This is a genomic window from Streptomyces sp. NPDC059743 (genome assembly GCF_042732975.1).
Lineage (GTDB): Bacteria > Actinomycetota > Actinomycetes > Streptomycetales > Streptomycetaceae > Streptomyces.
This window is the reverse complement of the sequence record NZ_JBHWGS010000007.1, coordinates 165,481-179,854: the sequence shown is the minus strand read 5'-3', so window position 1 is coordinate 179,854 and position 14,374 is coordinate 165,481. Positions and strand designations below refer to the sequence as shown.

Below are 14,374 nucleotides of genomic sequence, written 5' to 3'. Positions count from 1 at the left end.
AGAGCGCGTACCGATAACAATGCTCGTATCGTTGACGTTTCGATGTCTGGCGTTGCGGTGTCCCGTGTGTCGCGGCATCCCGTGTACCGCGTCCCGCGTCCGGCCCAGACGATCAGGAGGAGGTCATGCGGCGGTGAGAGCAGCGGTGTTCCGCTCGTACGGCGAGGATCTGGTGGTGGAGGACCGGCCGGTACCGGCCTGCCCGCCCGACGGTGTCGTCGTCCGCGTACGGGCGACAGGCGTCTGCCGGTCCGACTGGCACGCCTGGCAAGGGCACGATCCGGTCCCTCTGCCGCACATCCCGGGCCATGAGTTCGCCGGTGTGGTGGCCCGCGTCGGCGAACAGGTGGGCCGATGGGCCGTCGGTGACCGCGTCACCGTGCCGTTCGTCATCGGATGCGGTCGCTGCGAAGTGTGTCTGTCGGGAGATCCTCAGGTCTGCCCGGGCCAGAGCCAGCCCGGCTTCACCTATGACGGCTCGTTCGCCGAGTACGTGGCGGTGCCCGCGGCCGAGTTCAACCTCGTCCGGCTGCCCGACGCCCTGTCGTTTGCCGCCGCTGCCGCGCTCGGATGCCGCTTCGCCACGGCCTTCCGGGCGATCGTGGCCCATGGCCGGGTCCGGCGCGACGAGTGGGTCGCCGTTCTCGGCTGCGGAGGCGTGGGACTCTCCGCGGTGACGATCGCTTCGGCACTCGGCGCGCAGGTCATCGCGGTCGATGTCAGCGATGCGGCGCTGGACCGTGCGCGGAGCATGGGCGCGCGGCACACTCTGCTCACGGATTCGGACATGGACCCGGAATCGGTCGCGAAGGCCGTGCACAAGCTCACCGGCGAGGGCGCGCATCTCACCGTGGACGCCTACGGCTCCGCGTCGAACGTCATGGCGTGCCTGCGGTCCCTGCGGCGACGCGGCCGGCACGTCCAGATCGGTCTGCTGCTGGGAGCGGACGCGGCGTGCGCGGTGCCCATGGACCGGATCCTGGCCTGGGAGATCGAGCTCCACGGCTCGCACGGGATCGCCGCCGCCGACTACCCGGACCTGTTCCGGCTGCTGGACGAGCGCGACATCGATCTGGCACGGCTCATCGGCCGGACGATCCCGCTGGATCAGGCCGGCGCCGCTCTGCGCGGTATGAGCAGTGGCTCGGAACCGGGAATCACGGTGATATCGATGCCCGACGCACCGTGACGAACACACGTACCACCCGGCCCCTGGGCCGTATGCCGGAAAGCCGCACCCGGAAACAAGTCCGCTCCCGACTCTTGCCCAGGCTTCCGGTCCGTCTTAGTGTGACGCTCACGTAAACACTATCGAATCGATTCGACTAATCGATTCGACACCGACGGACGAAGGGGCGGCGTGGCCACCATCAAGGACGTGGCGCAGCGGGCCGGTGTCGCTCCGAGCACCGTCTCGTATGTGCTGAGCGGCACCCGGAAGATCTCCGAGGAGACCCGGATCGCCGTCCATGCCGCTGTCGAGGAGCTGGGTTACCACCCGCGCGCCAGCGCCCGTACGCTGCGCAGCGCCCGCAGCCAGGTCCTGGCGCTCGCGGTGCCCCGGGTGCCCGGAAAGTACCGGGGCGCGGACGGTACGTTCGCCATCGACATCAGCGACGCGGCACGCGGCCACGGCTACGACGTCGTACTGATCACCGATCTGGACGGCGTGGCGGCCATGCGCCGTGTCGCCGGCAGCGGAATGGCCGACGCGGCCGTGCTGATGGCCGTGGAGGAGCAGGATCCGCGCGCCGCCGCCCTCCGTGAGATGGAGTTTCCGGCCGCGCTGCTGGGCCGCAGTGAGGACGCGCCCGGTCTTCCATGGGTCGATCTCGACTGGGAGGCTTCCGTGGCCCTGGCGCTACGGGAGACCGTGGCGGGCGGGCACCGTCATATCGTCTTCCTGTCGTCCGCCGAGCACGAGATCGCCTCCCGGCGCGGTTACGCGCTGCACGGTCTGGCCGGTGCCCGTCGGGCGGCCCGCGAGAGCACGGCCGACATCCGGATCGTCCCTTCCAGCGGCGATCCCGGGCAGCTGAGCCGCACGCTGCGCGAGGTCCTGGCCGCCCGGCCCGCTCCCACCGCGCTCGTGGTCCAGCATCTGATCCTGCTGCCGCATCTGCTGGACGAGATCGCCGCTGCCGGGCTGCGCGTGCCCGAGGATCTGGCCGTCGTCCTCGTCGGCAGCTTCCCGGACGATCTGGGCGGCCGGCTGCTGCCCCGTATCGAACTTCCCGTGACGGAGATGTCCGCCGCCGTGGTCCGTCTCGCTCTCGGTGCCATGGGCGCGGACGCCTCCGCTCCGTCGGGAGAACACCCCCCGCACCGGCTGATCGCTCCCCGGATGGCGACCGGAAGCGTGATCCGTCCTCCTTCGGAGCCGTCCTCGTGAACGGAGAACCATCACCATGCAACGCCCAAGGCGTATACGGATGATCGCGACCGCGACGGCCGCGCTCGTCCCGGTGGCACTGGGGCTGACGGGATGCGCCGCCACCCCGGACCCGGGCACCGTCACCGTGCTCAACTCGGCCACCGACGCGGCCGAGCACGACGCGAACCAGAAGTTCTTCGACCGCTGCGCGAAGCCGCTGGGCCTGAAGGTCGAGCAGATCAGCGTGCCCGCGGACACGGTCGCCTCGAAAGCCTTGCGGATGGCGTCCTCGGACTCGCTCACCGACATCCTGGAGCTCGACGGCTCGGAGCTGCCTCAGTTCGCGCAGACCGGCGGGCTGCGTCCGCTGGACGAGGTGGGCCTGGACTCCTCCGGTTTCTCCGCCAGTGCCACCTCGCTGGGCAGCTACGACGGTACGCAGTACGCCGTGGCGCGTTCGGTGAACTCCCTGGCGCTGCTCTACAACAAGGACATGCTGCGTGAGGCGGGTGTCGAACCGCCCACCACCTGGGCGGAGTTGCGTGGGACGGCGAAGAAGCTGACGTCGGGGAACACCTACGGCATGGCCTTCAGCGCCAGCCCGAACGCGGACGGCGTCTACCAGTTCCTGCCGTTCTTCTGGTCGGGCGGCGGTGACGAGGCACGGCTGGACAACGGCAAGGGCGAGGCCGCCCTGACGCTGTGGAAGGACCTGCTCAGCGACAGATCCGTATCGAAATCGGTCGTCAACTGGAACCAGCAGGATGTGAACGACCAGTTCGTGGCCGGCCGCGCCGCCATGATGATCAACGGTCCATGGCAGATGCCGGTGCTCAGCGCGCAGGACAAGGTCGACTGGGCCGTCGCCACCATCCCGGTTCCCGAGGCCGGGCAGGAGGCGATCGCGCCGATCGGCGGAACGGTGATGGCCGTACCGAAGAGCGACGACAGCGGGCGCGAGAGGAACGCGGGCAAGATCCTCGCCTGCCTCAACAGCGAGCAGAACCAGCTCGCCTGGGGCGAGTCGGTGAACAACGTCCCCACCAGGGCGTCCGCCGCGAAGTCGTACGCCGAGAAGCACCCGGAGCTGGCACCGTTCGTCGATCTGGTCGCCACGGCACGCTCCCGTACCGCCCAGGTCGGCACCCGCTGGCCGGTGGTCAACGACGCGCTCGCCGGCGCCTTCCAGTCGGTGCTGACCGGCGGCGCCGGGGCGGAACAGGCCCTGAAGAACGCCCAGCGGCAGGCATCGGCCGGGGAGAAGTGAGGACACCATGAGTACCGCCGTCTCCTCCGCCGCCGCGCCGGCGAAGACCGTCGCTCCCGTACCCACCGGGCCGCGTCGCAGCCGCTATTCGATGCTGCGCTGGCTGTTCGTCCTGCCCGCGCTCGTCTATATGGCCTTGTTCTTCGGCTATCCGCTGGTGCGCAACGTCGTCATGAGCTTCCAGCACTACACGCCCACGACGTACTTCACCGGCGAGGCGCCTTTCAACGGGCTGGACAACTGGCGTGCCGTCTTCTCCGACGAGCTGTTCGCCGACTCGCTGTGGCACACCGCGGTGTTCACCGTCGGCTCACTGGCCGGCCAGTTCACCATCGGTCTGGCGCTGGCCGTCTTCTTCTCCCGCCGCTTCCGGCTCTCGGGCACCGTTCGGGCGGTTCTGCTGCTGCCCTGGCTGGTTCCCATGGTGGTGTCCGCCGTCGTCTGGCGACGCGTACTCGACGAGGATCACGGCATCCTCAACACCGCGCTTCAGGCCGTCGGACTGGCCGACGGCGGGGTGCCGTGGCTGAGCAGCCCGAGCGTGGCACTGCTCTCGGCGATCCTGGTCAACATCTGGATCGGTATCCCGTTCAACATGGTGATCCTCTACGGCGGACTCCAGGAGATCCCGCGCCAGCTCTACGAGGCGGCGTCGCTGGACGGCGCGAGCCCGTGGCGCGCGTTCCGCAGTATCACGCTGCCGCTGCTGCGGCCGGTGATCACCGTGGTGCTGGTGCTCGGTTTCATGTCCACGGTGAAGATCCTCGATCTGATCCTGGCGCTGACCTCGGGCGGTCCCGCCGACTCCACCCAGACCCTGGGCACCGTCACGTACCAGCTCTCCTTCCTCCAGCTCGACTTCGGTCAGGGAGCGGTCGTCGGCAATGTCCTCATCCTCATCAGCGCGGTCTTCGCCGTGCTCTATCTGCGGGCCAACCGGGCCGACTTCGGAACAGGGAAGTGATACCGATGAAGCGGTTCTCGTCTCTGCGCGGCACCTGGAACACCACGGCCGCGCTGCTCATCCTGGTCGTCCTGCTGTTCCCGGTGTACTGGATGCTCAACACCGCGCTCCAGCCGGACACGAGCATTACGGCCACCGACTGGTTCCCGACCTCGGTCGACCTGTCCAACTTCGACGCGGCCGTCAGCAGCCAGGGCAGATCCCTGCTGACCAGCCTTGTCGTCGCGCTCGGTGCGGTCGTGGTCTGTCTGGCGCTGGCCGCGCCCGCCGCGTACGGGCTCGCGCAGTTCGGGCTGCGGGGCGGCCAGAGCATCGTCTTCACCACGCTGATCACGCAGATGGTGCCGGGCATCGTGATCGCCAACGCCATGTACAGCGCGTACGCGCAACTCGGGCTCGTCAACTCCTATCTGGGGCTGATCCTCGCCGACGCGTCGCTGGGCCTGCCGTTCTCGATCGTGCTGCTGCGCGCGTTCATGGTGTCCGTGCCCGGTGAGGTGATCGAGGCCGCGCTGGTCGACGGCGCGAACCGCTTCACGGCCTTCGTACGCATCGTGCTTCCGATGAGCCGCAACGCGCTGATCACCGCGGGCCTGTTCACATTCCTGTTCGCATGGTCGGACTTCATGTTCGCCCTGACTCTCAACACCACCGACGACGTCAAGCCGATCACTCTCGGCATCTACCAGTTCGTCGGAGCCCATGTCAGCGACTGGGGCGCCGTGATGGCCACCGCCGTGCTGTCGGCCGTACCCGCAGCGATCCTGCTCGTCCTCGCGCAGAAGTACATCGCCGCCGGTATCTCCGGCGGCTCCATCAAGTAGTCCAAGAAGGCATCCCTCCCTGATGAGTTCCACCGATGACCACCGGCTGACCAGCGCCCCGGCCAGCACCGTCCCCGACGCCTCCGGATTCCCACGATTCCCCCGATTCCCGAGCGGTTTCCTCTTCGGAGCCGCCACCGCGAGCTACCAGATCGAAGGCGCGCACGATGTGGGCGAGCGTACGCCGTCCATCTGGGACACCTACTGCCGTGAGCCCGGCCGCGTCGCCGACGGCGCCACCGGCGACATCGCCTGCGACCACTACCACCGCTACCGCGAGGACGTCGCCCTGCTCCGCGGCCTGGGTGTCGACAGCTACCGCTTCTCGATCGCCTGGCCACGTGTCCAGCCGGACGGCACGGGCCCGGGCAATCCCGAAGGGCTCGACTTCTACGACCGGCTGGTGGACGAACTGCTGGCGGCCGGTATCTCGCCCGCCGCCACTCTCTACCACTGGGATCTGCCGCAGGCCCTGGAGGACCGCGGCGGCTGGCGGGTCCGCGAGACCGCGGAGCGGTTCGCCGACTACACCCGGATCTCCGCCGAGCGGCTCGGCGACCGGGTGGACCGCTGGATCACGCTCAACGAGCCGTTCTGCAGCGCCTTCGTCGGCTATGCCTCGGGCGGTCATGCGCCCGGCGCCCGGGAGGGCCGTGGCGCACTCGCCGCCGCCCACCATCTGCTGGTGGGCCACGGGCTGGCCGTCCGTGCCCTGCGCGAGGCGGGCGCCACGGACGTCGGCATCACGCTCAATCCCGATGTGCTGCTGCCCGCCACGGACAGCGAGGCCGACCTGGCCGCGGTGCGGCGCGCGGAGACGATGCACAACGACGTCTGGCTGGAACCTCTGCTGGCGGGCCGCTACCCGGCGCACGAGGAGGAGACCTGGGGCGAACTGGCGGACGGCACCTACCGGCGCGACGGTGATCTGGCCCTCGTACAGGCGCCGTTGGATTTCATCGGCATCAACTACTACCGGCCGATCACCATCTCCGCCGTTCCTCACCGGGACCCGGACCCGGCCACCCGCACCGCCGTGGACATCCGCGCCGAGGAGTCATGGCGCGAGGACGTACGCCGTACGACGATGGGCTGGCCCGTCGTCCCACACGCCTTCACCGATCTGCTGGTCGGACTGCACCGGCGCTATCCGGCCCTGCCAGCGCTGCTGATCACCGAGAACGGCTCGTCCGAGGACGACATGGTCGACACCGACGGTCTGGTCCACGACACCGACCGGGTGGCCTATCTGCGCGACCATCTCGCGGCGCTCGCCGACGCCATGGACCAGGGCGTGGACGTACGCGGCTACTACGTCTGGTCGCTGCTGGACAATTTCGAGTGGGCCCGCGGCTACAGCAAGCGCTTCGGCATCGTACGGGTCGACTACGACACTCTGGAACGCGTCCCGAAGGACAGCTACCGCTGGTACCGGGACCTGATCGCCGACCACCGCGACCGCACCCGAACCACCGGGCGAACCGGGCGAACCACCGGGCAGGAGCAGCACCGATGAAGTTCACCGACGGCTACTGGCTCATGCGCGACGGTGTGCGGGCCTCGTTCGCCGCCGAGGTCGCCGAGACCCGTGTCGAGGACGGCCGCCTCACCCTCTACGCGCCCGTACGGCATGTCGAGAGCAGAGGCCACACGCTCAACGGCCCTCTGCTGACCGTCGAGTGCTGGTCGCCCGCCGAAGGCGTGATCGGTGTCCGCTCCAGCCATCACACGGGCGGCGTCGGCCACGGCCCGCACTTCACGCTCACCACCGACCCGGACCACACGCCCGAGATCACTCAGGACGGCTCGACGGTGGAACTGACCAGCGGCGCGCTGTCCCTGCGGGTGGACACCGACGTGCCGTGGCGGCTGGACTTCAGCGCCGACGGCCGGCCGCTGACCTCGGCGGGCAGACGCGGCACGGGCTTCGCCACCACCGGCGACGGGCAGCACTACTCCCTGGGCCAGCTGTCCCTGGGGATCGGGGAACTGGTCTACGGGCTCGGGGAGCGCTTCACTCCCTTCGTCAAGAACGGCCAGACGGTCGACATCTGGCAGGCCGACGGCGGCACCTCCAGCGAGCAGGCGTACAAGAACGTGCCCTTCCATCTGACCAACCGCGGCTACGGCGTCTTCGTCAACCACCCGGGCCGGGTCAGCTACGAGATCGGCTCCGAGTCCGTCGGCCAGGTGCAGTTCAGCGTCCGCGACCAGTCGGTCGAGTACTTCATCATCCACGGGCCCACGCCCAAGGAGATCCTCGACCGCTACACCGCGCTGACCGGCCGGCCGGCCCTGCCGCCGGCCTGGTCGCTGGGGCTCTGGCTGTCGACGTCCTTCACCACCTCCTACGACGAAAAAACGGTGAACCGCTTCATCAGCGGCATGGCCGACCGCGACATCCCTCTCGGGGTGTTCCACTTCGACTGCTTCTGGATGCGCCAGTACCAGTGGTGCGACTTCACCTGGGATCCCGAGGTCTTTCCCGATCCGGACGGGATGCTGCGCAGGCTGAAGGAGCAGGACCTGCGGATCTCGGTGTGGATCAATCCGTACATCGCGCAGAAGTCACCGCTGTTCGAGGAGGCCCGCGCGCAGGGATTCCTCGTACGCAAGGCCAACGGTGACGTATGGCAGTGGGATCTGTGGCAGGCCGGTATGGGCCTGGTGGACTTCACCCATCCCGGTGCCAGAGCCTGGTACGCACAGAAGCTGCGCGCCCTCACACGACAGGGCGTGGACTGCTTCAAGACGGACTTCGGCGAGCGGATCCCGACCGATGTGGTCTGGTACGACGGCTCGGATCCGGAGCGGATGCACAACTACTACACGCAGCTCTACAACGAGACCGTCTTCCAGGTGCTGACCGAGGAGCGCGGCGAGAACGAGGCCGTACTCTTCGCCCGGTCCGCCACGGCGGGCGGCCAGCAGTTCCCGGTGCACTGGGGCGGTGACTGCGAGTCCACATTCAGCGCGATGGCCGAGTCGCTGCGCGGCGGACTGTCTCTCGGACTGTCCGGCTTCGGCTTCTGGAGCCATGACATCGGAGGCTTCGAGGGCACGCCGACTCCGGCCGTGTTCAAACGCTGGGCCCAGTTCGGCCTGCTCTCCTCACACAGCAGACTGCACGGCAGCAAGTCCTACCGTGTGCCCTGGGACTACGACGAGGAAGCCGTCGCGGTCACCCGTGACTTCACGCGGCTCAAGCACCGGCTCATGCCCTACCTCTACGAGGCGTCCCGGCAAGCGGCCCGCCGAGGCACTCCGGTCATGCGCGCCATGGTGCTGGAATTCCCCGACGATCCGTCGTGCCACGCCCTGGACCGGCAGTACATGCTCGGCGGCGACCTTCTCGTCGCGCCGGTCTTCACCGAGGACGGCTCGGTGGAGTACTACCTGCCCGAAGGCACCTGGACCCACATCCTCACCGGCGAGCAGGTACAGGGCCCTGCCTGGCGGCGCGAAACCTACGGCTTCGACAGCCTCCCCTTGTTCGCCCGCCCAGGCTCCGTCATCCCCTTCGGCAACGGCACCGCCAACGCCGTATACGACTGGGCCGACGGCATCACCCTACGAATCCACGCCCTGCCCGACGGCGCCCGCGTGACCACCGAGATCCCGGCCCCCGACGGCTCCACCGCCGCAATCTTCCACACCCACCGCGACGCCGACGCACTGACCGTAAAAACCGAACGCGCCCCAGGCCCCTGGCACATCCTGCTCCCGGAGAGCAACCTCCAACTCACCGCCACCCCAGGCACAACCTCCCTGACAACCCGGCTCAGCTGACAGCACCTCACAACTCCACACCGAACCAAGGCGACCGGAGCGGCCGGGGCACTCGGAAAAGCTCCGGCCGCCGTGTCGAAGAAACCGGAGGTCAGGAGCCCTTCGCGGTGGGCTCCAGGATCGCGACAGACTCGGTTCGGGCAGTGGCACCCGAACGTGGACACGGGGAGTTGGCCGTTGAGGCCGGCCAAAGCCGTCGTCCCCTACGGCACTGTTACCGCCGATGATTGCACTGCCCGCGCCGCCGGAGCGCCCCCTGCGGCCCCGGTGTATCCGGGAACGTCCGGCCCGTCGCACTCGCCTCCTGGCACCGCCAGTAGACGACTTCTCCCAGCTCCTCCAAGCAAGCGTCTGGGGACTTTGCGTAATTCGGTCCGCCGCATGGCGCCTGCCGCGTACGGTCCTCCATGAAGACAGTGACCGATCAGTCACGTGGGGTCAGGATCTGGAGGACACGGGACATGGTGAACGCTCGGACGTTCCGGCTGTGGCAGCACTTGGCAGTGAGCGACGAACTGCCGGACCAGGCTCTGCCCTCAGTGGTTGAAGCGCTGTGCATGCCCTCCCGCAGCCGGTACGGGGGGCCCAGCCACGGAGAAGACTGGCGCAAGAACGCCCTCAAGGAAGCGTTGCCCGTCCTGCTTCGCCGTACCCGAGTTCTGGCGCTGCGTCAGCAGCTGCTGACGCAGACCGACGACCAGCAGCTGGCCGATTTCGCGGAGAAGGGCCTGGTCACGGCCGATGACGTCCCGGCAATCCTGCTCACCCACCCGGTGACGTCGAACCTGGTCATGGGCCTGGCCCGGCACTCTGATCAGGTCGACTCCGCGATCAGCCTGCTGCACCGTCTGACCGACCACGATCTCGAGTCGGTCGTCACCCACTGGGACCTGTACTCCCACCGCAGTCGCAAACCCGTTCCACCGATCCCCCGGGAGTTGTTCGGCGCCGTCCTGGAACACTCGCTGACGCCGCTGGCAGCCGCGTTGCTCGCCCCCGAACGGCACGAGAACTGGACCCGGCCGCTCGACTTCCACCTGGGCTTTTACCATCAGCTCGGTGGCGGTCCGGCCTGGCGCGTCCTCGCCACGTGCCCGGCGAGCTGGCGCGAGCTCGTCCACCACCCCACCGTCGGTAGAGCGGTGCAACACCTGCTGCTCGACCGGGCCGAGACCGAGGCGAACCAGCAACGCCTGCGGTCGCCAGCCACCTCCTTGCTCGCCGACGACGCGGACGAGGCACAGGCACCAACCGAGCCGGGGCCAGCACTGGACGACGACCTACTGCGTGCGTGTCTTCCCGCGCTGTGCCTGCCGGAACTCGCGGACCTGCCCAAGCCCAGCATCAGCACCCGTCACCGGCTGCACCACATTGCCGAACGAGTCCGCGACAACCCGCGCCTCCTGGACCTTGCCGCCCAGGATCTCCACGAGGCCGCCAATACCTGCATCCGACGCGGCCGGCTACTCGCCCCGCCCCGCAACAAGAAGGACGGCGACCGCCGCCAGATCGACCTCGCCCAGGACGTGGCTCTCCTCAGCATCAATCCCGACCATCTGGCCAAGGCGTGTGCGCTGCTCACTCACCTGGAGCACCCGAAGGTCGTCTCCGTCCCGCCAAGTCGTCGCTGGTCCCGTGTCAACGACGACATCGACCGCGACCTCGACACGCCGGTCCGGCTGCTGGAGAGGGACTATCAGCACCGCCGGGCCGAGGCCCTGGTTTCCCTCGCCGGTAACCCGCACACGCCACGCACTGCGGTCGCTGACGTGCTCCAAGCTCTGCACCCGCTCGAACTCACCTGGATCGCCCACCAGGACACCACACCACAGTGGCTGCGCACGCACACGGCCGCGCTCGCTCCGGCCGAAGAGGACGACGGCGTACTGCGGCTCCTGACCGATGACGAACTCGACCGACACCCCGACCCGGCTGCCATCCTCCAGTCCTGGCTGGACGCGCCCGAAACAGACGGCCTGTGGTCGCACGACGCGGTGTATCACACAGTCCTGCGCTCCCGGCACCGCATCCTGGAGCACCTGCGGCAAATGCCCTTTGACGAAGTCCTCACCTGGGGCGACCCCGTCGTAGCGCTGCCCGCCCTGCTCGCCCAGTGCGGCACTGATCCCGAACGGTGGCAGGCCCTCCTGAAAGCCCTCGACTTCGCCTTCGACGACGACAAGGTCACCTTCGGACAGCTCCTCGACACCCTCTCAGCCCAACACCCAGCGACCACAGCTTCGGCATGATGCGCCCTCCCGGCCCGGCCAGTGCAACCTCCTGGCCGGTTTCCATGTCGGGGGCGGCTCACGGAGTATGCCGTCAGAGGTGCCGCTCCGCCCAAACTGCGAGAACGCTGACAGCGCTGGTTCCGGCACCGTAACAGGCCCCGCGGAGCACGTGCCCGGCCGCCACCCGGCGGCGCTGAAGAGCCCATCGGAGGAGTAGCTTCCAATGGTCGGCGGTCTGGCGCAGGACGTTATAGATGCGCTTCTTCTTCATGGCGGACGTTCCTCTTCTCTGGGCTTCATACGGGGATACTTCGCCCTGAGGCGCAGTCACGGCTGGCTTTCTTCATTCGCGGTTGAACGGCGGACAGCAGTCCTGTGGAAGTCTGTCTGACTCGACCTTGGACCGGTCCTGCGTTGACCTTCCACCAATCTGCCAATGAGTCTAGGTAACAGGTAACGCGAAAGGTGAACGCCACGGCGGATAGCAGGTGAGAAACTCAGAAAGGCCGCCTCCTAAAGGGAGACGGCCTTTTCGATTTGCTTCGGAGTCAACCCCGCGGTGCAGGGCCATAACCCGATTGAAGGGCTTCACTGATCCCTCGACTCAGGGCGATCCCCGCTTAGCAGGGCGGCATGCCAACCGACTCCGGAAGCACATCGGAGCCTAAGAGAGATGGTGCTCAACGGTGGGTATTGGCGGTGCCTGTGTCTTGGTCCGTCATCGGCGGTTGCGTGCCGAGAGGATGAGTCCGTCGAAGTCCACGGGGCGCCAGCGGTCGCGGCCTGCTGTGCGGACAGCCCAGCCCTGTTCGTTGGAGGCGGGTTCGACAAGGACGGCCTGGCCGTCGCCGATGCGGGTGGCGAGGAGTTCCCAGAGGCGGTCGCGCACCCGGCGGCTGGGGTTGCCGACGAAGACACCGGCGTTGACTTCGACCATCCAGCGGGTGAGGTGGCCACGGAGGCCGTCGGGCGCGGCAATCAGGACGATGACGGTCATGGGGTCTGCTCCGGAGGTTCGGGGGATTCCGAGGGCTCCGGGCTGGCTGGTTCGTCGAATTCGGGGCCGACGATCGCGATGTGCTGCTCACCCATGCCGGCCTCCGCCAGGGGCGTCGGCTCAGGTTCCTCCGGTTCCTTGCGGTCTGCGGCGTGGACGGCAGGAGAGGTGTTCGTCGGTTCGAGGGGTGCGTCGGCTGCGTAGTTGACACCTGCGGCAACCGATCCCATTCGTTCGTCCCACAGTTCGCTGGTTTCGGGGGTGTCGAAGTCGATGCCCGGCGGGTTCAGGAGGGTTTTGACGTCGTGCACGATGCGGCCGAGGAGCTTGGTTTCGGCGATCTGGTCCCGAAGCCCGGTGCGGGCGTCGCGTTCGTCGGTGAGGCCCTGTGCGGTGAGGTCGAAGGCGAGAGGAATGGTGTATTCGGCTTTGTAGAGGTCGGCGATGTCGAGGACGAAGGAGATTGCTGAGCCGGTGTGGACGAAGCCGAGTCCTGGGCTGGCGCCGAGTCCGACGATGACGGCGTGGCAGATGCCGTAGAGCGCGGCATTGGCGGCGGACAGCAGGCGGTTGAGGTCGTCGCCCGCGGCGAAGGCGTCGCCTGTTTTGTAGACGCGGCCGTCCCAGGGGACGCCGCTGCGGTGTGAGTGCTCGCGGTAGAGCTTGCGGAAGCGGGCGCCTTCGCGGCCTCGGAGTTGTTGCATGGTCGCTTGGGCGACGTTCTCGCCCGGGAAACGCATGCCGTACATGGCGCGGGCGACGCCGAGTCGTTCTTTGGGGCGGGTGACCAGCCATGCCTGCCGGTGGAGGAGTCCGGCTCCGCGGCTGGGGCCGAGGCCGGCGGCGTACATCCGTACGCCTTGTTCGCCGACCCAGCAGACGGCGGTGCCGGAGTCGGCGAGGAGGCGGATGGCGCCGTGGGTGACGCGGGTTCCGGGGCCGAGCAGCATGACGGCGATCATGGCTGCGGGTACGCGGACGGTTTCGCGTTTGTTGATGATGACGATGGCGTTCTCGTCGCGGTCGAGGTGGCTTCGTTCGACGTAGACGCTGGATACACGGTCGACGATGCGGTGAAGGTCGTGCGGATCGGCTTTCCACCAGGGGTCGGCCACGGTTCAGTCCTTCCGGCCAGGGAGGGGTGCGAGGGTGAGCAGGCCGCATCCGTATGCCTTGGAGGGGCCGATCCCGTCCAGGAGCCGGGCGGTGAAGGCTGCGGGGTCGGTGACGCGGAGGCGGCCTTCGAAGGTGGCGCTCTGGAAGGTGACGCGGGGCCCTTGGCCGTTCTTGGTGAAGGAATGTCGTTGCCGGTCGGTGATGCGGACCTCGCGGGGAGGGTGTGTGTCGGTGGGCGGCGCCGTGGATTCGGGCGGGGTGTCCAGGCGGGGCTGGGCGAGGCCGGGTGCGGGAGGGTCGGTCCGGGAGGCGGGGATGTCGAAGCCCCAGCGTTGGGTGCGGGTGAGGAACCAGTCGAGTTGGGCGGCGGCGGTGCGATGGCCCAGCCGGAATCCGCGTACCCGCTTGTTGTCCGTGTTGGCCGTGAGCCGGGTGCTCTGGGTGGGGGTGGGGGTGTGTGGTGTGGGGGTGTTCTGGACGGGGCTGGCGGTGAGGCGGAACGCGAACTCCCGGCCGGCAGCGATCTGTCCGAGGAGTGGGGTGTAGTCGCGGACGGCGGCGTGTTCCCCGTCGGCGTCGGGCCAGCCGGCCTGTTCGATGACATGTGTCCAGTCGGGCTTTGACCTCGTGAGGACGAACAGATGAGGGCGGTGGGGGTTGTCGGTGTCCAGTCGCCACAGCACGCGTTCGGTGTCCGCTGTACCGGGGAGGCCGCCCATGACGGCGCCGTGCATGGCGCGGGGGTTGGACAGCAGCCGACGGCTTTGCGCCCGGAGCGGGTTGATGCGGATACGGGAGAGATACGTCATGGC

General features: G+C 68.2%; 11 protein-coding genes. 8 read left to right on the top strand and 3 right to left on the bottom strand.

Translation table 11 applies throughout. From position 1 onward, the window contains the following. The first annotated feature begins 133 nt into the window (after positions 1-133). From ACFV6H_RS15305 to ACFV6H_RS15270, 8 genes are all read left to right on the top strand, one after another. Positions 134-1,189 carry a zinc-dependent alcohol dehydrogenase family protein gene (locus ACFV6H_RS15305; RefSeq protein ID WP_385541809.1) on the top strand — a complete coding sequence of 352 codons (1,056 nt, stop codon included), beginning with the start codon at positions 134-136 and terminating at the stop codon, positions 1,187-1,189. A 171-nt stretch (positions 1,190-1,360) separates the two neighbouring features. Next, positions 1,361-2,392 carry a LacI family DNA-binding transcriptional regulator gene (locus ACFV6H_RS15300; RefSeq protein ID WP_385541807.1) on the top strand — a complete coding sequence of 344 codons (1,032 nt, stop codon included), beginning with the start codon at positions 1,361-1,363 and terminating at the stop codon, positions 2,390-2,392. A 40-nt stretch (positions 2,393-2,432) separates the two neighbouring features. Continuing rightward, on the top strand, positions 2,433-3,641 hold the full coding sequence (locus ACFV6H_RS15295; RefSeq protein WP_385541805.1) for an ABC transporter substrate-binding protein: 1,209 nt from the start codon (positions 2,433-2,435) through the stop codon (positions 3,639-3,641). Between the two features lie 7 nt (positions 3,642-3,648). Further along, positions 3,649-4,605: a carbohydrate ABC transporter permease gene (locus ACFV6H_RS15290; protein ID WP_384788169.1), complete on the top strand. Its 957-nt coding sequence runs from the start codon at positions 3,649-3,651 to the stop codon at positions 4,603-4,605. A 5-nt stretch (positions 4,606-4,610) separates the two neighbouring features. Next, entirely contained in the window at positions 4,611-5,429 is an 819-nt protein-coding gene (locus ACFV6H_RS15285) for a carbohydrate ABC transporter permease (protein ID WP_385541802.1), read from the top strand. A 22-nt stretch (positions 5,430-5,451) separates the two neighbouring features. After that, positions 5,452-6,945 carry a GH1 family beta-glucosidase gene (locus ACFV6H_RS15280; protein WP_385541800.1) on the top strand — a complete coding sequence of 498 codons (1,494 nt, stop codon included), beginning with the start codon at positions 5,452-5,454 and terminating at the stop codon, positions 6,943-6,945. Then, complete coding sequence (gene yicI, locus ACFV6H_RS15275; RefSeq protein WP_385541798.1) at positions 6,942-9,218, top strand: alpha-xylosidase; 2,277 nt, start codon at positions 6,942-6,944, stop codon at positions 9,216-9,218. The genes ACFV6H_RS15280 and yicI overlap by 4 nt, the downstream gene beginning before the upstream one ends. Before the next feature lie 503 nt (positions 9,219-9,721). Then, the gene (locus ACFV6H_RS15270) at positions 9,722-11,467 is read left to right on the top strand and encodes a hypothetical protein (protein WP_385541796.1); all 1,746 of its coding nucleotides are present in this window, start codon (positions 9,722-9,724) and stop codon (positions 11,465-11,467) included. A 700-nt stretch (positions 11,468-12,167) separates the two neighbouring features. On the opposite strand, the gene cas2e is transcribed toward ACFV6H_RS15270, so the two are convergent. The 3 genes from cas2e to cas6e are packed head-to-tail and all read right to left on the bottom strand — an operon-like array spanning position 12,168 to position 14,371. Beyond that, positions 12,168-12,446 (bottom strand): type I-E CRISPR-associated endoribonuclease Cas2e, encoded by a 279-nt coding sequence (gene cas2e / locus ACFV6H_RS15265; protein WP_385541794.1) that lies wholly within the window; start codon positions 12,444-12,446, stop codon positions 12,168-12,170. Next, positions 12,443-13,561, bottom strand: coding sequence for a type I-E CRISPR-associated endonuclease Cas1e (gene cas1e, locus ACFV6H_RS15260; RefSeq protein ID WP_385541792.1), 1,119 nt, complete (start codon positions 13,559-13,561; stop codon positions 12,443-12,445). Before cas1e ends, cas2e begins: the two co-directional genes overlap by 4 nt. A 3-nt stretch (positions 13,562-13,564) precedes the next feature. Next, the gene (gene cas6e / locus ACFV6H_RS15255) at positions 13,565-14,371 is read right to left on the bottom strand and encodes a type I-E CRISPR-associated protein Cas6/Cse3/CasE (RefSeq protein WP_385542107.1); all 807 of its coding nucleotides are present in this window, start codon (positions 14,369-14,371) and stop codon (positions 13,565-13,567) included. Positions 14,372-14,374 lie beyond the last annotated feature (3 nt).